This window comes from Campylobacter volucris, from assembly GCF_008011665.1.
In the GTDB taxonomy this organism is placed as follows: Bacteria; Campylobacterota; Campylobacteria; order Campylobacterales; family Campylobacteraceae; genus Campylobacter_D; species Campylobacter_D volucris_A.
The window spans coordinates 1-19,877 of the sequence record NZ_VOWJ01000019.1; the positions used below are offsets into that span (position 1 = coordinate 1).

A 19,877-nucleotide genomic window follows, 5' to 3' on the forward strand; every position below is an offset into this window, starting at 1 on the left:
AAAATATCACCTTTTTTAATGCCTAAATTTTCAAAAGCTTTTATTAAATCAAAATTTGAGTATTTTTTATTATTGTGCTCTAAAAAGTATTTCATATTATAAGTCCATTTTCTTTTAATTTTTCTATTAATTCTTTTATTTCATAAGCTTGTAAATTTAATTTATCAGCTATATCTAAAACATCATTTTTTCCATCACAATAAGCTAAAAAATTACAAGATAATGGTATATCATTTGTAGAATTAGTGTTTATGGTATGATACAACCCTCTTTTTCCTAAATTGGGTTCGCAAATTGTTGTATTTTTATAAGTTGCGTTTATTTCTAAATTCATTATGATTTCTTGCATAGCTTTTAAACCGCCTTGTAAGCCTTTTTCGCTTATGAAATTTAAATCATCTTTACTAGTGTGATATTCTTTATAATCACCAAATCTAGTTCTACATATGCAAACTACTGGTAAATTTACCAAAGGTGAGCAATATTGTCTTTCATCTGATCCTCTATCTACAAAGGAAAAGCTTTTAAAATTTTCTTTATTTTTTAAAGTATAAAGTGCTACTTTATCAGCTAGAGTATTTTCGCTTGGAGAGTGGATCAAAGAATAAGCATTATCATCACCTATGCAAGATAATACAAATCCAGCTTTAATATATTTTTGCAAATGATTTAAATTTTTATTTATATATACTATGGAGCCTATGGTTTCAGGAATTATCACAAAACGATAATTATATTTTCTTTCTTTTTGTTTTAAAAGCCATTTTGCTAAAAATGTAGCTACTATAGGTCCGCTTAATTCATTATTTGCCATTGAAGGATGACAAAGATAAGTAGAGATTAAAATTTCTTCTTTATTATTTTGTGTGCTAGGTATTATAAAATCAGCATAATTTAAAATTCCATCAAAATGTTTTGCATCTATAAAAACTTTGTATTTTCCGTTTTTGAGTTTTGCTCTTTTTTCATGTTCTATGCAAAACCCCCATCTTTTTTTATAATAGCTTGTTGCATAAGGTATAGCATCTGGATAATCTTCTATAGAGTATAAATACTCTTGTAACTCATCTAGTGAAATTTCATCATTTATACCTTCGCTATAATTTAATACATATAAATTATTTTTTTTAAAATCGCAAATTTTTTCTCCATCTGGAGTTATGATGTAAGCATCATTTATTTGCCATTCTTGTGGCACTACCCAATCATATACTTTAGTTCCGCTTTTTATGGAGTGAATTTTTAAAATACCCCCCCCATAGCATCATCAAGTATTTTTAAACTAGCTCTAAAACCAACTCCTGTGATACTTCTACAAATTGGAAAAAGTTTTTTAGCTAGTTCGTACATGCCACACCCCAATTTTTACTAAATTTCATCATTTTAACAATCCTTTTTAGAATCTTCTAAAATTTTAAATAAATTTTCTTTTATAAAATTTGCATCTTGTAAGCTCATTTCTTGATGGCATGGTATGCTAAGTTCAGCTTTATAAAAATTATCAGCATTTTTTAAAAAGATATTTTTGTATAAATTTTTATAAAAACTAAATTCATAAGTAGGTTTATAATGCACTTGCACACCTATACCCAAATCTAATAATTTTTGAAAAATTATTTCTTTTTGGCAATAAAACTCAGGATAAAGTAATATAGGATATAAATGTCTTGAACTTTTTTTGTAATCTTTAATTTTTATAGTAGAAAAATATGGATTTTTTGCAAATTCTTTATCGTAAAAATTTGCTATTTGCTCTCTTTTTTCTAGAATTTGATCGAGTTTTTTGAGTTGATTTATACCTAAAGCACAAGCTACATCGCTTAAACGATAGTTATATCCTAACTCGCACATATCACTATCCCATAGTCTTTTTTTATAAATTCCATGAGATCTTAGTAATTTTATTTTTTCTATCAAATTTTTATTATTACTAACTACAGCACCACCTTCAAAAGTAGTGATGGGTTTTACAGGATGAAAAGAAAAAATGCTTAAATCAGCCTTGCTTCCTACTTTTTCATTTTTATAAATACTTCCTAAAGCATGGCTTGCATCATCTATTAAAGCCATGTTGTATTTTTGACAAAGACTTAAAATTTCATCCATTTCTACGCTGTTGCCAGCATAATCAACAACGCAAATTGCACCTATATTTTTACTATCTTGTTTTAATCTTTGTTCTAATTTTTTTTCATCTATATTTCCATCGCTTTTTACATCTATAAATTCTATTTTTGCACCAGCCATTAAAGCAGCATTTGCAGTAGCAGCAAAAGTTATAGGAGTGGTTAAAACAATTTTTTCTTTAACATCTAAACTTAAATATGCAAGATGTAAAGCTGAAGTGGCTGAATTTAAAACACAAGCGTATTTTACTCCCACATATTCACAAAGTGCTTGTTCGAATTCTTCTGTCTTTTTTCCACCTGTTAAAATTTCATCTTTTAAAGCATTTATAACAGCTTCTATATCGCTTTGATCTATGTTTTGATGAGAGTAGGTTATCATTTTTCAAGCTCTGTGTGATTGATTATATCTAAAAGTTTTTCTTTGCTAACCCATTTTGTGTTATTATCAGAGCTATATGAAAAACCATCTTGGACTTTTTGACCTTTTTCATTTTTTGCATTCATACTAAAATCAATATCTATAGAATTAAATTGAATACTTGGACTAATTGCATAATAATCTTTAAATTCATAAGTTAAATGACTATCATCACTTGAAATCATTATTTCGTGAAGTTTTTCACCTGCTCTTATGCCTATAATTTTATGTTTTAAATTTGGAGCCATAGTTTTAGCTAAATCAACAATTTTCATAGATGGGATTTTAGGCACAAAAACTTCTCCTCCATGCATAATTTCAAAATTATTTAATACAAAATTCACCCCATCTTCTAAAGATATCCAAAATCTAGTCATTCTTTCATCTGTTATAGGAAGCTCTTTTACTCCATTTTCTATCAGCTTTTTAAAAAATGGCACCACTGAACCCCTTGAGCCTACTACATTTCCATATCTTGCTACGCTAAATTTAGTATGAGATGATCCTGTTAAATTATTTGCTGCAACAAATAATTTATCACTTGCTAATTTTGTAGCTCCATACAAATTTATAGGATTGCATGCTTTATCAGTTGAAAGAGCGATACATTTTTGGACATTATTTTCTAAACATGTATCGATTACATTTTGAGCACCATTTATATTGGTTTTTATACATTCCATGGGATTATATTCAGCTATAGGAACATGTTTCATGGCTGCTGCGTGGATTACAAAATCCACATCTTTCATAGCTACACTTAATCTTTCTTTATCTCTAACATCACCTATAAAATAACGCATACAAGAATCGCTATACTCTCTAGCCATTTCAAATTGTTTTAACTCATCTCTTGAATAAATGATGATTTTCTTAGGTTTGTATTTTTTAAGAAGTGTTTTTGTATAAGTTTTTCCAAAACTTCCAGTTCCACCTGTGATTAAAATACTTTTTCCATTAAACATATTTAAAATCCTACATTATTAATTTAATTTATATCGTCAAAAAACATTTATTTTAAAATTCTTGGTAAGGTTATACCTGTTTGATTTTGATATTTTCCTTTTTTGTCAGCATAAGTGATATCGCAAGATTCATCGCCTTGTAAAAATAAAACTTGAGCTATACCTTCATTTGCATAAATTTTTGCAGGAAGTGGAGTGGTGTTTGAAATTTCTATAGTAATATGTCCTTCAAAACCTGGCTCAAAAGGAGTTACATTGACTATAATACCACATCTTGCATAAGTGCTTTTTCCAAGACAAATAGCTAAAACATCTTTTGGCATTTTAAAATACTCTATGGTTCTTGCTAGGGCAAAAGAATTTGCAGGAACTATACAGACATCACCTTCAAAATCCACTACATTTTCTTCTACGAAATTTTTAGGATCTATCACGGTTGAATTTACATTGGTAAAAATTTTAAATTCTCTTCCTACTCTTATATCATAACCATAGCTTGAAAGCCCATAACTAACCATACCTTTACCTATATTTGCTTCGCAAAATGGTTCTATCATTTTGTGTTCTAATGCCATTTTTTTGATCCAATTATCTGCTTTTAAGCCCATGTTTTTCCTTTGAAAAAATTAAAGTAAATTTTTAAATTATATCTTAAAAATATGGTTAAAAATAAATAATTGAAGTTATTTTTAATATTTTTTTATATAATTATAAATTAAGTCTTATAAATCAAGGAGAATATATGACCAAAGAAGAGATAAAAGAGCTTATGGAGCTTTTTGCAAAAGCAAATGTAAGTAAAATTAAAATAAAAGAACAAGATGGATTTGAAATAGAACTTGAAAAAGATTTGTGCTGTGAATTACCAGCTCCAGCCCCAGTAGTTCCAGCACCACAACCAATTAATGTAAATGTTGTAAATGAAACAAAAACTGCTCCATCATCTAATAAACCTACTATAAATAGCCCTATGGTAGGAACATTTTATCAAGCGCCAAGTCCAGGTGCAGCTCCTTTTGCTAAAGTGGGACAAACTATTAAAAAAGGAAGCACTATAGCTATTATTGAAGCAATGAAAATTATGAATGAAATTGAAGCTGAATATGATTGTAGGATAGTTGAAGTGTTAGTAGCTGATGGACAACCTGTAGAATTTGGTATGCCATTGTTTGTGGTGGAGAAATTATAAAATGGAAATTAAAAAAATTTTAATTGCAAATCGTGGAGAGATTGCATTAAGAGCCTTAAGAACCGTCAAAGAGATGGGAAAAAAGGCAATTTGTGTGTATTCAACTGCAGATAAAGATGCCTTGTATTTAAAATATGCTGATGCTAGTATTTGCATAGGAAGCGCAAGAAGCTCAGAAAGTTATTTAAATATACCAGCTATTATAAGCGCGGCGGAGATAAGTGAGGCTGATGCGATTTTTCCAGGGTATGGATTTTTAAGTGAAAATCAAAATTTTGTAGAAATTTGTGCTAAGCATAATATCAAATTTATAGGTCCTTCTGTGGCTGCTATGGCTCTAATGAGCGATAAAAGTAAAGCAAAGCAAGTTATGCAAAGAGCAGGTGTGCCTGTGATACCAGGAAGTGATGGAGCTTTAAATGGAGTTGAAGGAGCTAAAAAACTAGCTAAAGAAATAGGCTATCCTGTGATTTTAAAAGCTGCAGCAGGGGGTGGTGGCCGTGGTATGCGTGTAGTAGAAAAAGAAAGCGATCTTGAAAAAGCATATTGGTCAGCTGAAAGTGAAGCTATGAGTGCATTTGGAGATGGAACTATGTATATGGAAAAATATATACAAAATCCACGTCATATAGAAGTGCAAGTCATAGGAGATAGCTTTGGTAATGTGATTCATATTGGAGAAAGAGATTGCTCTATGCAAAGAAGACATCAAAAACTTATAGAAGAATCTCCTGCAATTTTATTAGATGAAAAAACAAGAACAAGACTTCATGAAACTGCAGTGAAAGCTGCTAAGGCGATTGGCTATGAAGGTGCGGGTACTTTTGAATTTTTAGTAGATAAAAATTTAGATTTTTATTTTATAGAAATGAATACGCGTTTGCAAGTTGAGCATTGTGTAAGTGAAATGGTAAGTGGTATAGATATAATTGAGCTTATGATTAAAGTAGCTGAGGGTTATCCTTTGCCAAAACAAGAAGAGATTAAACTTAAAGGTCATTCTATAGAATGCAGAATTACTGCAGAAGATTCTAAAACTTTTCTACCATGCCCAGGCAAAATTACAAAATATGTAGCCCCAGCAGGAGCTAATGTAAGAATGGAAAGTCATTGTTATCAAGATTATAGTGTGCCTCCTTATTATGATTCTATGATAGGAAAATTAGTTGTATGGGGTAAAGATAGAAATGCAGCAATTGCAAAAATGAAAATAGCCTTACACGAACTTATAGTAGGTGGAATTAAAACTACTAAAGATTTTCATTTAGCGATGATGGATAATGCAGATTTTATAAATAATAACTATGATACAAATTATCTTTCAAGACATTAATTATGCTAAGATAGTTTGTCTATCTTAGCTCTTCTATATGGGCATTAGCTCTAATTTTATCAAGATGATTTTTTAAGGCCTGTTCTTTTTGATGTATAGTGTATGCATTTGTGATTTGATCTTTGATTAAATCAAATTCTATAGGATTTTTACCATATTTTTCTTTGATAAAATAAATAATATAAGTATTTTCTCCATTTAATATAGGAGTGAAATTTCCAACCTTAGTGTTGTTGAGTAAAGCGAGTAATCTTGGATCAATATTAGATGCATTTAAACTGATAGCTTTAGATTTAATTTGTGAGTTTTTATACATTGGATTGTTTAAAAGTTTTTGTAAAAGCTCAGGATTAGTAGAATTATAAACCACTAAATCAACATTAGAAAAAGTACTAAATTTATCAATATTGGTTTCATAAAAATGTTTTAATGTTTCCTCGTCGGTGTTGATTTTTGCATTTTGCATAATGTTTTGGTAAAGTTTTTCTTTTTGAAGATCTTTTCTAACTTGTTTTTTAAAATTTTCAAAATCGAACCCATCTTTTTCTATTTTTACTTGTAAGCCATTTATGTCAGTGTTGTTACTTCTTGCTATTTGATCTAGTTTTTTCTTAAGTTCAAAATTACTCACTTGAATTCCAAATTTTTTTGCTTCACTTGTTTGAATTCTATCATCTACTAAAAAAGTTATAGCTTTTTGTTTATCTTTGGTATTGAGTTGTTTCATAGCTTGATTTATGTCATATATTGTAATAGGTTCATTTTCTACTATCATAGCTATTCCGCCTATATTTTGAGCATATAAAATACTTACAGCGAAAGAGCATGATATTAAAAATTTTTTCATTTTAAAACCTTTATTTAAGTGTAAATATAGCATTATAACAATAAAAATTTAAAAAAGGTAAAAATATGCAAGAAATTTCTACGCGTTTTGCTCCTTCTCCTACTGGATATTTGCACATTGGAGGATTAAGAACAGCTTTGTATAATTATCTTTATGCAAGAAAAAATAATGGTAAATTTTTATTACGCATTGAAGATACTGATTTAAAAAGAAATTCACAAGAAGCAACGCAAGCTATCATAGAAGCATTTAAATGGTGCGGGCTTGATTATGATGGCAAGATAGAATACCAATCTCAAAGATTTGAGATTTATAAAAAATATATTCAAAAATTATTAGATGAGGGTAAGGCTTATTATTGTTATATGAGCAAAGAAGAACTTAATGAATTAAGAGCTAAGCAAGAAGCAAATAAGCAAAGACCAAAATATGATGGAAGATATAGAGATTTTAAAGGAATACCACCAAGTGGTATAGAGCCAGTGGTTCGTATAAAAGCTCCTCAAAGCGGAGAAATCAAATTTATAGATGGCATTAAAGGAGAAGTGAGTTTTCAGGCTGAAGATATTTTGGATGATTTTGTAATTGCAAGAAGTGATGGAAGTCCAATTTATAATTTAACAGTTGTAATTGATGATGCATTAATGGGAGTTAGTGATGTCATAAGAGGTGATGATCATTTATCTAATACTCCAAAACAAATTGTACTTTATGAAGCACTTGGTTTTAAAATTCCAAAATTTTATCATGTTGCTATGATACATGGTGAAGATGGTAAAAAACTTTCTAAGCGTCATGGAGCAACGGATGTGATGGAATATAAAAATATGGGTATTTTACCTCAAGCTTTGTTAAATTTTTTGGTAAGACTTGGTTGGAGTCATGGGGATGATGAAATTTTTGATCTTGAGCAAATGAAAGAATTTTTTGATCCAAACCATATCAATAAAAGTGCATCTTGCTATAATTTTAAAAAGTTAGAATGGCTTAATGCTCATTATATTAAAACTTTATCTTTTGAAGAAATGAATCAACAACTAAAAGATTTAAATTTTGATTTAAGTCAATATGAAAAAGCAGGATTTTTACTTGATATGTTAAGAGAAAGGGCTAAAACTTTACATGATGTTATTAATGGGGCTAAAGTGTTACTAAATGACCCAAAAGAATACGATCAAAAAGCCATAGATAAATTTCTTAATGAAACAAATTTAACTTATTTGGAAAAATACGCTAATGTTTTGGAAAATCAAAAAAAAGCTCATGAATTTGAAGAATTTACCAATAAATTTTTAGAAGAAAATGGGTTGAAATTAAAAGATTTGGCTCAAGCTATACGCATTGCATTAACTGGAAGTTCTGTAAGTCCTAGTATATTTGAAGTATTAGAATTTTTAGGAGTGCAAAAATGTAAGTTTAGGGTTGAAAATTTATTACGATATATGAAGGAAAAACGATGAATTTAAAAGAAGAAGCCTTAAAATACCACATAGGTGGTAAAATTGATGTAATAGCTCGCAAACCTATGGATAGTGCTCATGATTTATCATTAGCTTATTCTCCAGGGGTTGCGCAACCATGCTTAGAGATAGCAAAAGACAAAGAATTGGTTTATCAATATACCAATAAAGCAAACTTGGTAGCTGTGGTAAGTGATGGAAGTGCGGTTTTAGGTCTTGGCGATATAGGTGCAAGTGCTAGTAAGCCTGTCATGGAAGGAAAGGCGTGTTTATTTAAAAAATTTGCTAATGTAAATGCTTATGATTTAGAAATAGATGCACACAGCGTAGATGAAATTGTTACTTTTTGTAAAGCTATAGCTCCTACTTTTGGGGGGATAAATTTAGAAGATATTTCAGCACCAAAATGTTTTGAAATAGAAGCAGCTTTGCAAGATCTTGGAATTCCTGTGATGCACGATGATCAACATGGAACTGCTATTATTTCTACAGCAGGGCTTATAAATGCTATGGAAATTAGTGGTAAAAAATTTGAAGATATTAAGGTTGTAGTTAGTGGAGCAGGTGCAGCAGGTATTGCAAGCGCTAGAATGTATAGAAATTTAGGCGTAAAAAATATTATTCTAGTAGATAGTAAAGGTGTTGTTAATACCCAAAGAGATGATTTAAATAAATATAAATTAGAATTTATTAGTGATACTAAAGTGATGACTTTGAAAGAAGCATTAAAAGATGCAGATGTATTTTTAGGGCTTAGTGCTCCAAAAATTTTAAATGATGAGATGATTTTATCTATGGCAAAAGATCCTGTGATTTTTGCACTAGCTAATCCTATCCCTGAAGTTATGCCTGAAGATGTAAAAAGAGTAAGAGGTGATGCTATAGTAGGAACTGGTAGGAGTGATTATCCAAATCAAATCAACAATGTTTTAGGCTTTCCTTTTATTTTTAGAGGGGCTTTGGATGTTAGAGCTACAAAAATTACAGAAAATATGAAAGTAGCAGCTGCAAAAGCTTTGGCAGATTTGGCTAAGCTTGAAGTTACTGATGAGGTAAAACAAGCTTATAATGTAGAAGAATTAAAATTTGGTAGAGATTATGTTATACCAAAACCTTTTGATACAAGAGTAAAAGCCTTAGTTAGCACAGCGGTTGCTGCTGCTGCATTTAAAGATGGTGTTACAAAAATAAAAGAATTTGATGAGAAAAAGTATTTTGAAAGTTTAAAAAATGAATAATATAAATTTAGTTTCACATCCTTTAATAGAGCATAAATTAGCTATATTAAGGGATAAAAATACTAAACCTTTTCATTTTAGAATGTTAATAGATGAGATAACTTCTTATTTGTTGTATGAATCTACAAAGGATTTAACTTTAAAAGAAGTTAATATCAACACTCCTATAGTTAAAACCAAAGCAAGAAAAATAAATCAAAAAATAATGATTTGTCCTATATTAAGAGCAGCTTTAGGAATGCTTGATAGTGTATTTAAACTTATACCTGATGCTAGTGTAGGTTTTTTAGGTTTTGCTAGAGATGAACAAACTTTAGAAAGTAAGCTTTATTTTCAAAAATTACCAAAAAATGCTAGTTCAAGAGTCGCTATAATCATAGATCCTATGTTTGCAACAGGCTCTACAGCTATAAATGCTTGTGATCTTTTGAAAAAATATGGAGTTAAAGATATAAAATTTATAAGCTTAGTAGCCTCTCCAATAGGACTTGAAAATTTTAATAAGTTTCATAAAGATGTCAAAATTTATGTAGCTAGCATAGATGAGTGTTTAAATGAAAATGGATACATAGTTCCAGGTCTTGGTGATGCTGGTGATAGGGTATTTAATACTTTATGATTTTTGGGAAGATTGATTACTTAAATTTACTTCCTTTGCATATTTATCTTAAAAGAATGCCTTTGCCTACTTATGTAAAAAAAACTACAGAATATAAAAAAGGCGTTCCTGCTAAACTTAATAAATGTTTATATTATAGACACATTGACGCTGCAATTATCTCAAGTATTGAAAGTCGTTTAAAAAAATATAAAACTTTAAATATAGGAATTTGTGCAAATAAAAAGGTTGAAAGTGTTTTGGTAAAAAAAAATACTCAACATAAAGATGATGCAAGTTCAGCCACTTCTAATGCTCTAGCAAAAGTTTTAAGACAAAATGGTGAAGTGATTATCGGAGATAGGGCTTTAAGGCTTTTTTTGCAAAATCCAAATGATTATATTGATTTGTGTAAATTATGGCATGAAAAAACAAATTTACCTTTTGTATTTGCTAGATTTTCTTGTGTGAAAAATTTTTCAAGTTATAAAAAAATAATGAATCAATTTGTTAAAAGTAAAATTTTTATACCCCAATATATTTTGATTCATTATTCTCACTCAAGAAAGCTTTCTCAAAGCGATATTAAGGATTATTTGCGGTTAATTTATTATAAAATTGATACTAAAGAGCAATTAGCGTTGAAGAAATTTTTATTTAGTGTTAAAAATAAAAAAAGCTTATAATTTGCTCGATAATTTTATCTTCTAAGGCTTGTTTAACATCGTTTAAATTTCCAAGATGGGTAGTTCTGGCTAAAAGTGAAGTTTTTTGAGATAAATTATGTGAATTAATTTGTAAATTTACTTGCATAATATAGTAGTTTTCTACTTCCATTTCAAACACATCATCAATTCTATCAAAATTATTAAAAAAGAATTTAGTATTAGAAGAACGCAATCTTTGAGCATAAGAATATTTTTTAAAATCAACTATATTGATAAAAATATCATAATCAGCATTTTTATCTTTTAAATTAAAATTTAAATCTTTGAATTTCTCAATTAGTTTATTTTCCAAATTAGTAGGAATTTTTGAGGGATTGTGAATGTGTAAATTGATACTTTGATTTTTCTTTGCTTGTATAAAAATACCCTCATTATTAGTTTGAATGAGGGCTTTAGTTTTAAATGAACAAGCGTTTAAAAAAAGCGCAAAAAATATGATAAATATACTATTTTTGAGCATCAATTATAGTAGGAACTGCACGAAGACCAAGTTTAGAGTATTTTTCAAAATTATCTCTTACAGCTTTTACTTCAGCTTGACTTGGTTTTGTATAATCTTTAATGTCTTTATCGTAGTATTTTCTCATTATGGCGATTTTTTGTGCATCATCTTTAGCATCTTTGCTTTCTTTATAAATTAAAGCTGATTTTTCAAATGCGCTAGTATCGTGGATTGGAGTAAGTATAAATTTCACTTGATGGGTTTTTAAAGTATCTTCGATTTTAGCTAAATGAATTCTACAATATGGGCACTCTGGATCGCTAAATATATAAAGTAAAGGTTTGTTTTTATCGCCTATCGAGACAAACATATTTTCTTTTTTTAGCTCCACTAAAGCTTTTTTTGAAAATTCAGCTTGTTGTTTTTCCATAAGTTTTGCTTGAAACACTTGAGAATAAAATTCCCCTTTTTTAATATCTACCAATTCAGTGGTAATAAAATTTCCTTGAGTAAAGACTATTTCTTGAAGATTTTTACCTGCAATCTCAAAATTTACAATTACTGCTTCAAAATCACTATTTTGAATTTTTTCTCTTTCTACTATGGTTATTTTTGCATCATTTAAATTTGGATTTTTCTTAAAAAAATTAATTATTTCATCGTTATTTGCTGCAAACAAAGAGCTAGTTAATGCTAATAAAGCTAAAGATTTTTTCATTATTTTCCTTTATTTAAATTTTTATAATTATAAAGAGTTAAATTTAATGTTTAAGCATTCTTTTTTCATCTATTTTTGTTACTTGTTTGAAATTTTTATCTAAATATTCTAAATAAGCAATGGCATATTTTCTTGAAATGTTAAAATGATTTTTTACAAAATTAACATCTAAATTTTGTGTTTTTAAAAGCACTAAAAATTCATCCATTAAAGAATCTAAAGATTCTTTTTCTATGAAGATATTATGAGCTAATCTGATGATTTTATTTTCTTTGCTGAGTTTTTTAAATATCAAATCTCCACTCTTTCTATCTAAACCCAATCTTTCATAAAGATTATAAGGAGCCGTAGGTCTAATGCCTTCTGTTTTTATAATCTCATAAATTTCACAATAATTTGTTTCTTTTAATTTTTCAAAATTTTGCCCTTTTAAAAAATACACTCCTTCTTTAAAATCTAAAATTTCATCCATCTGTTTTAAGATAAATGCGCAAAAATTTTCACTTGCCCAAGTTAATCTTAAAGATATAGAATGAGCTGATATTAAAGCATTGGGATTTTTAGAAAATATAAATTGTATAAATTGTTTGATTTCTTGCTTAGAGTTTAGATTATAAACATTTAAAGCTTGCTCATCTACAAAAACATCACTCAAATTTTTAGCTAATTTTAAAGCTTGTTGGTGAGATACTTTAAAGCGTTGATAGCTTGATAATAAGCCAAAGCCAAATTTGTGAATATCTTTTAAAAATTCAAATACTTGTATGATTTTTTGCTGTTCTAAAAGATGTAAAAATTTAATCTTCATTTCTTTTTTTAAAGGTTCGCTTACAGGATTTAACACTACTCCGCCACTTTTTACACGCCCATTTTGAAGTAAAATAAATTTGTCATTAAAACACAAAGCCAAAGCTTTTTCAAATTCCAAACTAGCATAAATTTTATCTTCAAATTCTTTAATGATATAAATCTTAGCATTGATCTTTTTACTTCCTGTGCAAAATTCTAATTCGCTTTTGTGTTTGATTGATTTAGAAAAAATTACCACATCAATATTTGTAAAACTTTTAAAAAATCCTTTTTTGGTTAAAATATAACCTTTTTTTAATTCATGATGGTTTAAATTTAAACTCAAAGCCACGCGGTTATAAGCACTAATTTCATCTACACTTTCATCATGAATTTGTATGTTTTTGACTATGATGTCTTTTTGCGTTTCAAGACAATGTATTTTTTCGTTTTTGCTAATTTTACCTTCATTTAAGCTGCCAGTTACTATAGTGCCTATACCTTTTAAAGAAAAAATTCTATCGATAAAATATCTAAAGATACAATCTTCATCACTTTTTTTAGGAGTTAAGTTTAAAAGATAAGTTTTTAAAGTATCAATACTTGCTTGTTTATAAATGCTAGTTGAAAAAATTTTTAAAATATTGATTTTGTATTTTTTTAACTCATCTAGGAGTATTTGTTGGTTTTGATTGATATTTTCACATAAATCAATTTTAGTTAAAACAAGTATAAGATCTTTTACTCCTAAAAATTCTAAAATTTTTAAATGCTCTATGCTTTGAGCTTTTAAGCCTTCATTGATATCGACTACAAACATGCATATTCTAAAACCAAAAGCACCGCTAATCATAGTTTTAATCAAATTTTCATGACCAGGAACATCTATAAAAGAAATATTTATGTTATTATTTTTTAAATTTGAAAAACTAAGATTAATTGTTATCTTTTTTTCTTGTTCTTCTTTTAAATTATCTCCATCAAAACCATTTAAAGCTTTAATGAGCGAGGTTTTACCATGATCAATATGTCCAGCAGTTCCTACGATGATACTATGCATGAAAAACCTTTTTTATAATATCAATTAGTTTGTTTAAATCCTTATCTAAAATAGTTCGAAAATCTAAAACAAATTCATCTTTTTCGATGCGTCCAATCACGCCATTTTTTCTAAAATTTTCTTGCAAATTTAAAGCTTTTCCTTTGAAGCTTAAAACCATGCTTTCTAAAGTCTTATCAGGCATAGATCCGCCACCTACTAAGCTTTTTGATTTTTTAAGTTCGCAAGGTATGTGGATATTTTCTTTTACAAATAATGCTTTTTTTTCTATGGTTTTTATATCATCATTTAAAAGTTTTAAGGTAGGAATTTTTTCATATTCTTTTTGCAAATAAGCTTTTGTAGTTTGATTTAACAAAGCTAGGGTAATTTTATCAACTCTTAGCATTCTTAAAAGTTGGTTTTTTTTGAGTTTTTGTATGTATTTTTTCTTTCCAAGGATGATACCAGCTTGGGTTGATCCAAAAAGTTTATCACCGCTAAAACTTAAAATATCACAATGTTTTAGTAAATCTTTCACACAAGGCTCATTTTTAACTAAAGTTTTGTTTAAATTTTCACACCAACCAGAGCCTAAATCATAATAAGAGACTATCTTTTTCTTTTTTGCTAATGTATAAATTTGTTCTAAGCAAACTTCTTCAAAAAAGCCTTTAAAGGCAAAATTAGAACGATGTGTCTTTAAGATGATTTTAGTATTGGTTGAAATAGCATTTTCATAATCTTTCAAGTGGGTTTTATTTGTAGTGCCAACTTCTTTGAGTAAAACTCCTGCTGCATTGATTACTTCAGGTATTCTAAAACTTCCTCCAATCTCTACTAATTCACTTCTTGAAGTGATCACTTCATAATCTTTTGCTAGGGTATTTAAAATCAAAAATACCGCTGAAGCATTATTATTTACCACTAAGCAATCTTCACAAGAAAATAGTATTTTTAAATTTGCACTAATTGCATCATATCTTGAACCTCTTTTTCCATTTTTAAGATTAAATTCTAAATTAGAATAAGAACAAATGATGTTTTTTATCTCATCAAAAGCACTTTCATCTATAATACTGCGTCCTAAATTTGTATGTATGATTACCCCTGTTGCATTGATTAGACCTTTTGGTTGAGAAATCAAAAATTCATCTATTGTTTCTTTAATCTTTAAAATAAGAGTTTCAAAAGAAATTTCTAAATCAGGATCTTTTAATAATTGCTTTTTACAATTTGAAACAACTAATTTGGCAAAATAATTTTTTAAATATAAAGGATATGAATTTAAGTTTTTATCATTAATCAAAGCATTAATTGGAGGGAAATTTATAAATTTGTGCATCTTAAACCTTAAGAAAAAATTGTAAAATTATAACTTTTTTATAATGAGATTTATATAATTATTGAAAAATTTATAGAAAGAAAGTTTGATGAAAGATTTTGTATTTTTAGAAAATGAAGATTTAATTCCTTTAAGTGATTGTATTAGTATAGTTGATGAGTCTTTTCAAGAAGAAGTTTTTATAGGGAATTCTTTGCTTTTAAAACCACAAATTTATGCACCAGAAATTAATTTTTATTTAAAAAATTCTAAAGATAGTGTCTTGCAAAAGGCTAAAACCATAGAAGCTTTATACAAAATACGATCTAAAGTCTATGATATGGGACTTGATTTAGAATACTCTAAAGAAGTGGGTAAAAATGTCATTATTGTTAGTGATGATAATGAAAATAGTTTGATAGAAAATTTAAAAGAAAATGAATATAAAGTTTTAAAACTTTCTAATGATCAGTGTGTAGCGGTATTAGGATCTATAGGTGAGCTTTGTGTAATAGCTTTAAAAGATCAAGAGCAAGTAGAAATAGAGTGCGATTTTTTCTTATACAAAGTAAAAAAAGATAGTTTTGATAAGCAAAGTGGGTGCTATGATATTTCTAATTTTAATTCCAAAGATATTTTAGAGCTTTTAAATTCTAATTCTCCAAAACATAAATTTAAAAATTATATTAGCTATGATGATAGCATTTGTCAATATCATCACAGAAGAAGTCTTCATTGTGGAAAATGTGATGAGATATGTCCAAGCGTTGCGATTTTAAAAGATGATGAAATAAAACAATTAGAATTTTCTCATGTTGATTGTGTTGATTGTGGGGAGTGTGTGAATATTTGTCCAAGTGGAGCGCTTGATTATGCTCCTATGCCTAAAAATTGTTTTTATGAAATTTTAAAATTTTATGAAGATAAAATTATTTTAGTTATTTCAGAAAATGTCAAAATAGAAAATTTAGACATACAACTTAATGAAAACATCATGCCTTTTATGGTAAAAACTAGCCATTTTTTAGACCAAAGACATCTTTTAGCTATGCTTGAAACTAGTGGCGCTAGTATGATTATTTATGACGAAAAATCCAATAATAAAGAAGTTATTGATCTTATCAATGAAATTTTTGAGAGAAAATTTAAACAGCAAGGAGTGTTTTTAACTCATTCTAAAAAAGATCTTGAGCAAGCTTTAAATCAAGTTAGTTTCATACCTAATTTAAAATTTATGGTTGATAATTCTTCTTTATTAAAAAGAGAAGATTTTGCAGTGAGATTAAGAGAATTAATTAAGGATGAAAATTTAGGAAATATTCCAAGCAAAGAATGGATACGCTATGGAAAAATTTCTATTAATACAGATACTTGCACTTTGTGCTTAGCTTGTGTGGGCTCTTGTAATGTGGGAGCGTTGGTGGCTGATACTAAGGATAATTCTTTAAAATTTAATGCAAGTTTGTGCACAACCTGTGGGTATTGTGAAGTAAGCTGTGCCGAAAAAGATACTTTAGTACTTCAAAGGAGTGGCATTGATTTAGAAAAAGATTATTTTTCTTTTGTAATTTTAGCTCAAGATGAGCTTTTTGCCTGTATAGAGTGTGGCAAGGAATTTGCCACTAAAAAAGCTATTGAAAAAATAGCTAGCATTATGAAGCCAAAATTTTTAGGTGATGATGCTAAGATAAAAACTTTATATTGCTGTGCTGAATGTAAAGCTAAAGTGATGATGCAAAGTATGAATGTGCTTTAAGCTAAAGATTTTAAGGTTTTTTATGTTTTGATTAAATTTAACCCGAAAGCTTTTTGACTTATAATTACTTCATCATTTTCTTTTAAATTTTGAGTTTCTAATGGACTAAGAGCAACTTGAGTGATTTGACTTCCTATGCTAAGTGTAGCAACTATAATGCTATCTTGTGATTGGAGTTTTAAAACTCTTGCTTTGATTGCAAATTTTTGCGAGCCTTGAGTTTGTAAAAAAACTTCATTTGGGCTTCCTTGCTTGATGATTTGACCTTGATCTAAAATAATCACTTTATTAGCTAGTTTATACGCTTCACTTACATCGTGGGTAATTAAAATAGTAGTGATATTATAAGTTTTATGAATATTTAAAAGATAATCATGCAAATTAAGCTTAATCTCATTATCTAAAGCGCTAAAAGGTTCATCTAAAAGCAAAAGTTTTGGTTTTCTCATCAAAGCTCTTGCTAGCGCTACGCGTTGTTTTTGACCTCCACTTAGTTCTAAAATATGATTTTTTTTATGAGAGCTTAGATTTAAAAGTTCTAAAAGCTCGTTAGCAAATTTTTGATCGTTTTTTGCAAAAAGTAAATTTTGCTCTACATTCATATTTTCAAATAAGGCATAATCTTGAAATAAAAACCCTATATTTCTTTTTTGTATGCTTAAAAATTGTTTTTGATTGAAAAAAATTTCATTATTAAACTTACAAATTCCTAAAGCCTTTTCAAAACCTGCTATGACCTTTAAAAGTGTGGTTTTTCCACTCCCACTTTTCCCAAAAACAGCTAAAAATTCTCCTTGCTTGATCTCAAATTTAACTTGGAGTTTAAAATCATTATGTTTGTTTGTAAAAATTTTACAAATATCTACTTTTAACATAGGTATTCTTTTATAAATAATGAACTTGGGTTAATATATACATAAATACACTCGTTTGTTGTTAAATTTAAATTATTAAAAGCTTTGGTGCTAATTTGTGCCTCAAAGATGCAAAATTCATTTTTTACTCTTACAATAGTGATAATTTTACCTTGAAAAATAGCTTCTATTTTGACATAAAACTCATTGATAAAAGAAGTATTTAATCGTTCTTTATGGATTAAACATTCTGTGCTTTTAAAAGATAAATTTACCTTTTGGTGAATTTTTATATTCTCATCAAGCTCTAAAGAGAGCATATAAAATTTTTGTATTTCATTTGTAAATTCAATTAAATTTATGCCCTCATGAGAGTTAATAAAGCTAATTTTTGCTTCTATCACAGAACGCTATATCCATAAGCTTTAAATATAGCTTTACCTTTTTCGCTTAAGATAAAATCATAAAATTTTTTAGCTTCCTTGTTATCTTTTGCGCGTTTAGTTATAACTATACCTTGATCAATTGGTGTATAAAGTGAAGGATCGACTAAAATATAATTCACCCCTTCTTTTAAATTGTATTTTTTAAGTCCTTCTTCATATAATGCGCTAGCAGCTATAAAACCTACATCGGTTGCTTTTAGAGTTTGTGTTAATGCTTCCCCTATAGATTTTGCTTCTATGATTTTATTTTTGATGCTTGGATAAATTTGAGCTTTATTTAAAGCTTCTATGCTAGCTTGTCCATAAGGGGCTGTTTTTGGATTTGCAATAGCTATGAGTTTGACTTTATCATCTTTTAATGCATCCAAGCCTTTACTTAAATCAACTACATTGGTTCTTAAAGTTAGTAAAGCAAGGGCTCCTTGGGCATAAACTACAGGTTTTGCAATAGCAAGATTTTCATCGTAAAGATTTTGAGCAAATTTCATATTTGCAGCCATGAAAATATCAAAAGGAGCTCCATTTTTGATTTGAGCCAAAAGATTTCCACTTGCACCTAAAGTAACATTAATAGTTGTATTTGGATTTTCTTTTTTAAATTCACTTTCTAAAGCCTTAAAAGCATAAGTTACATTCGCAGCAGCAGCTATATTGATATCTGCACTATATCCAAATACACATACGAATAATAAAAATAGAATTTTTTTCATTATTTACTCCTAAAAATTGATTATTTGAGTAAAAATTATAACTTAAATTTAAAATTAATTTTAAAAATGATTTTTTTTGCATATTTTATATGACTTATATAATAGAGTTTTAAAAATTTTTATTTATTTTTGTAACATATTAAAAATAATCAAATTTTAATTGATTGTTTCATATAATTTTTGCTTATTTTTTAAAGGATTTAAATTGTTAAAATATTTTATTAGTTTGCTTTTATTGTTTAACACAATACTTCTTGCACAAAGTTTTGAAGAATTTGATCAAGAATACCAAAAACAAGAAATTCAAGATGATTTTTACACTTATAATAAAATGATGTCTCAATTTAATTATAATTTGTATCATTATTTGTTAAGACCTATGACACTTTCATATAAAACTATTATGCCACAAGTAGCAAGAACAGGGATTAAAAATGTATTTGAAACTACAAGATCGCCTTTGAAAATTGTCAATCATCTTTTGACTTTAGAATTTAAAAAAGCAGGGGAGGAATTTGGAAGATTTTGTATCAATGTGCTTTTTGGATTTGGTTTATTAGATAGTGCTAGTAAAACTTCTTTAAAAAGCTATGAAACTGATTTTGGTATTACATTAGGCAAATGGGGTATAAAAAGTGGTCCGCATATTGTTTTGCCACTTATAGGTCCATCTAATGTAAGAGATGCTCTAAGTTTGCCGCTAGATTGGTTTTTAACCCCTGAAGCTTATATAGATAATTTTTGGCTTGGTGTAAGTGTAAATGCTACTTTAAGACTTAATGAGCTTAGTTTTTTACAAGAACAAATTGATGATATTTACCAAAATAGTGTAGATTATTACATTTTCTTTCGTGATGCGTATGAGCAAAGACGCAAAGAATTGATCCAATAGGA

General features: G+C 28.2%; 19 protein-coding genes and 2 pseudogenes. 8 read left to right on the forward strand and 13 right to left on the reverse strand.

Annotation, left to right across the window (positions count from 1 at the left end; translation table 11 throughout):
- The 5 genes and pseudogenes from FPD38_RS02975 to dcd form a co-directional block, all read right to left on the reverse strand.
- Positions 1 to 95: pseudogene (locus FPD38_RS02975) on the reverse strand (acetyltransferase); the annotation flags it as partial.
- Positions 92 to 1,350 (reverse strand): annotated as a pseudogene (locus FPD38_RS02980) (DUF4910 domain-containing protein). The pseudogenes FPD38_RS02975 and FPD38_RS02980, both read right to left, overlap by 4 nt.
- Positions 1,351 to 1,383: 33 nt before the next feature.
- Entirely contained in the window at positions 1,384 to 2,508 is a 1,125-nt protein-coding gene (gene pseC, locus FPD38_RS02985) for a UDP-4-amino-4,6-dideoxy-N-acetyl-beta-L-altrosamine transaminase (RefSeq protein WP_147555308.1), read from the reverse strand.
- Entirely contained in the window at positions 2,505 to 3,512 is a 1,008-nt protein-coding gene (gene pseB / locus FPD38_RS02990; RefSeq protein WP_147555309.1) for a UDP-N-acetylglucosamine 4,6-dehydratase (inverting), read from the reverse strand. The genes pseC and pseB overlap by 4 nt, the downstream gene beginning before the upstream one ends.
- A gap of 47 nt (positions 3,513 to 3,559) precedes the next feature.
- On the reverse strand, positions 3,560 to 4,120 hold the full coding sequence (gene dcd, locus FPD38_RS02995) for a dCTP deaminase (protein WP_147555310.1): 561 nt from the start codon (positions 4,118 to 4,120) through the stop codon (positions 3,560 to 3,562).
- Between the two features lie 134 nt (positions 4,121 to 4,254).
- Here dcd and accB point away from each other — a divergent pair, with 134 nt between their 5' ends.
- Positions 4,255 to 4,701, forward strand: coding sequence for an acetyl-CoA carboxylase biotin carboxyl carrier protein (gene accB / locus FPD38_RS03000; protein WP_147555311.1), 447 nt, complete (start codon positions 4,255 to 4,257; stop codon positions 4,699 to 4,701).
- 1 nt (position 4,702) lies between these two features.
- Positions 4,703 to 6,034, forward strand: a complete 1,332-nt coding sequence (locus FPD38_RS03005; RefSeq protein WP_147555312.1) for an acetyl-CoA carboxylase biotin carboxylase subunit — start codon at positions 4,703 to 4,705, stop codon at positions 6,032 to 6,034.
- Positions 6,035 to 6,053: 19 nt separating this feature from the next.
- Here FPD38_RS03005 and FPD38_RS03010 read toward each other — a convergent pair whose 3' ends face one another.
- Positions 6,054 to 6,881: a peptidylprolyl isomerase gene (locus FPD38_RS03010; protein ID WP_187153089.1), complete on the reverse strand. Its 828-nt coding sequence runs from the start codon at positions 6,879 to 6,881 to the stop codon at positions 6,054 to 6,056.
- 65 nt (positions 6,882 to 6,946) lie between these two features.
- Here FPD38_RS03010 and gltX point away from each other — a divergent pair, with 65 nt between their 5' ends.
- Genes gltX through FPD38_RS03030 form a run of 4 tightly spaced genes read left to right on the forward strand, consistent with a single transcriptional unit; the run spans position 6,947 to position 10,863 of the window.
- A complete protein-coding gene (gene gltX / locus FPD38_RS03015; protein WP_147555314.1) occupies positions 6,947 to 8,341 on the forward strand; it encodes a glutamate--tRNA ligase in 1,395 nt (464 codons plus the stop codon).
- A complete protein-coding gene (locus tag FPD38_RS03020) occupies positions 8,338 to 9,579 on the forward strand; it encodes a malic enzyme-like NAD(P)-binding protein (RefSeq protein ID WP_147555315.1) in 1,242 nt (413 codons plus the stop codon). The genes gltX and FPD38_RS03020 overlap by 4 nt, the downstream gene beginning before the upstream one ends.
- Positions 9,572 to 10,198 (forward strand): uracil phosphoribosyltransferase, encoded by a 627-nt coding sequence (upp, locus tag FPD38_RS03025; RefSeq protein ID WP_147555316.1) that lies wholly within the window; start codon positions 9,572 to 9,574, stop codon positions 10,196 to 10,198. The genes FPD38_RS03020 and upp overlap by 8 nt, the downstream gene beginning before the upstream one ends.
- Positions 10,195 to 10,863, forward strand: coding sequence for an MqnA/MqnD/SBP family protein (locus tag FPD38_RS03030; protein WP_147555317.1), 669 nt, complete (start codon positions 10,195 to 10,197; stop codon positions 10,861 to 10,863). Before upp ends, FPD38_RS03030 begins: the two co-directional genes overlap by 4 nt.
- Here the strand turns inward: FPD38_RS03030 and FPD38_RS03035 are convergent.
- Genes FPD38_RS03035 through selA form a run of 4 tightly spaced genes read right to left on the reverse strand, consistent with a single transcriptional unit; the run spans position 10,841 to position 15,238 of the window.
- The gene (locus FPD38_RS03035; protein ID WP_147555318.1) at positions 10,841 to 11,365 is read right to left on the reverse strand and encodes a hypothetical protein; all 525 of its coding nucleotides are present in this window, start codon (positions 11,363 to 11,365) and stop codon (positions 10,841 to 10,843) included. The genes FPD38_RS03030 and FPD38_RS03035 overlap by 23 nt on opposite strands.
- On the reverse strand, positions 11,352 to 12,065 hold the full coding sequence (locus FPD38_RS03040) for a thioredoxin fold domain-containing protein (protein WP_147555319.1): 714 nt from the start codon (positions 12,063 to 12,065) through the stop codon (positions 11,352 to 11,354). The genes FPD38_RS03035 and FPD38_RS03040 overlap by 14 nt, the downstream gene beginning before the upstream one ends.
- Positions 12,066 to 12,108: 43 nt before the next feature.
- Positions 12,109 to 13,914: a selenocysteine-specific translation elongation factor gene (gene selB / locus FPD38_RS03045; protein WP_147555320.1), complete on the reverse strand. Its 1,806-nt coding sequence runs from the start codon at positions 13,912 to 13,914 to the stop codon at positions 12,109 to 12,111.
- Entirely contained in the window at positions 13,907 to 15,238 is a 1,332-nt protein-coding gene (gene selA, locus FPD38_RS03050) for an L-seryl-tRNA(Sec) selenium transferase (RefSeq protein ID WP_147555321.1), read from the reverse strand. Before selA ends, selB begins: the two co-directional genes overlap by 8 nt.
- 88 nt (positions 15,239 to 15,326) lie before the next feature.
- Here selA and FPD38_RS03055 point away from each other — a divergent pair, with 88 nt between their 5' ends.
- On the forward strand, positions 15,327 to 16,973 hold the full coding sequence (locus FPD38_RS03055; RefSeq protein WP_147555322.1) for a 4Fe-4S dicluster domain-containing protein: 1,647 nt from the start codon (positions 15,327 to 15,329) through the stop codon (positions 16,971 to 16,973).
- A 20-nt stretch (positions 16,974 to 16,993) separates the two neighbouring features.
- Here the strand turns inward: FPD38_RS03055 and FPD38_RS03060 are convergent, their stop codons facing one another.
- Genes FPD38_RS03060 through modA form a run of 3 tightly spaced genes read right to left on the reverse strand, consistent with a single transcriptional unit; the run spans position 16,994 to position 18,983 of the window.
- Entirely contained in the window at positions 16,994 to 17,848 is an 855-nt protein-coding gene (locus FPD38_RS03060) for a sulfate/molybdate ABC transporter ATP-binding protein (protein WP_147555323.1), read from the reverse strand.
- Positions 17,842 to 18,231 (reverse strand): hypothetical protein, encoded by a 390-nt coding sequence (locus FPD38_RS03065; RefSeq protein WP_147555324.1) that lies wholly within the window; start codon positions 18,229 to 18,231, stop codon positions 17,842 to 17,844. The genes FPD38_RS03060 and FPD38_RS03065 overlap by 7 nt, the downstream gene beginning before the upstream one ends.
- Positions 18,228 to 18,983 carry a molybdate ABC transporter substrate-binding protein gene (gene modA / locus FPD38_RS03070; protein WP_147555325.1) on the reverse strand — a complete coding sequence of 252 codons (756 nt, stop codon included), beginning with the start codon at positions 18,981 to 18,983 and terminating at the stop codon, positions 18,228 to 18,230. The genes FPD38_RS03065 and modA overlap by 4 nt, the downstream gene beginning before the upstream one ends.
- 205 nt (positions 18,984 to 19,188) lie before the next feature.
- Between modA and FPD38_RS03075 the strand changes: the two genes are divergently transcribed.
- Positions 19,189 to 19,875 (forward strand): MlaA family lipoprotein, encoded by a 687-nt coding sequence (locus FPD38_RS03075; RefSeq protein ID WP_147555326.1) that lies wholly within the window; start codon positions 19,189 to 19,191, stop codon positions 19,873 to 19,875.
- Positions 19,876 to 19,877 lie beyond the last annotated feature (2 nt).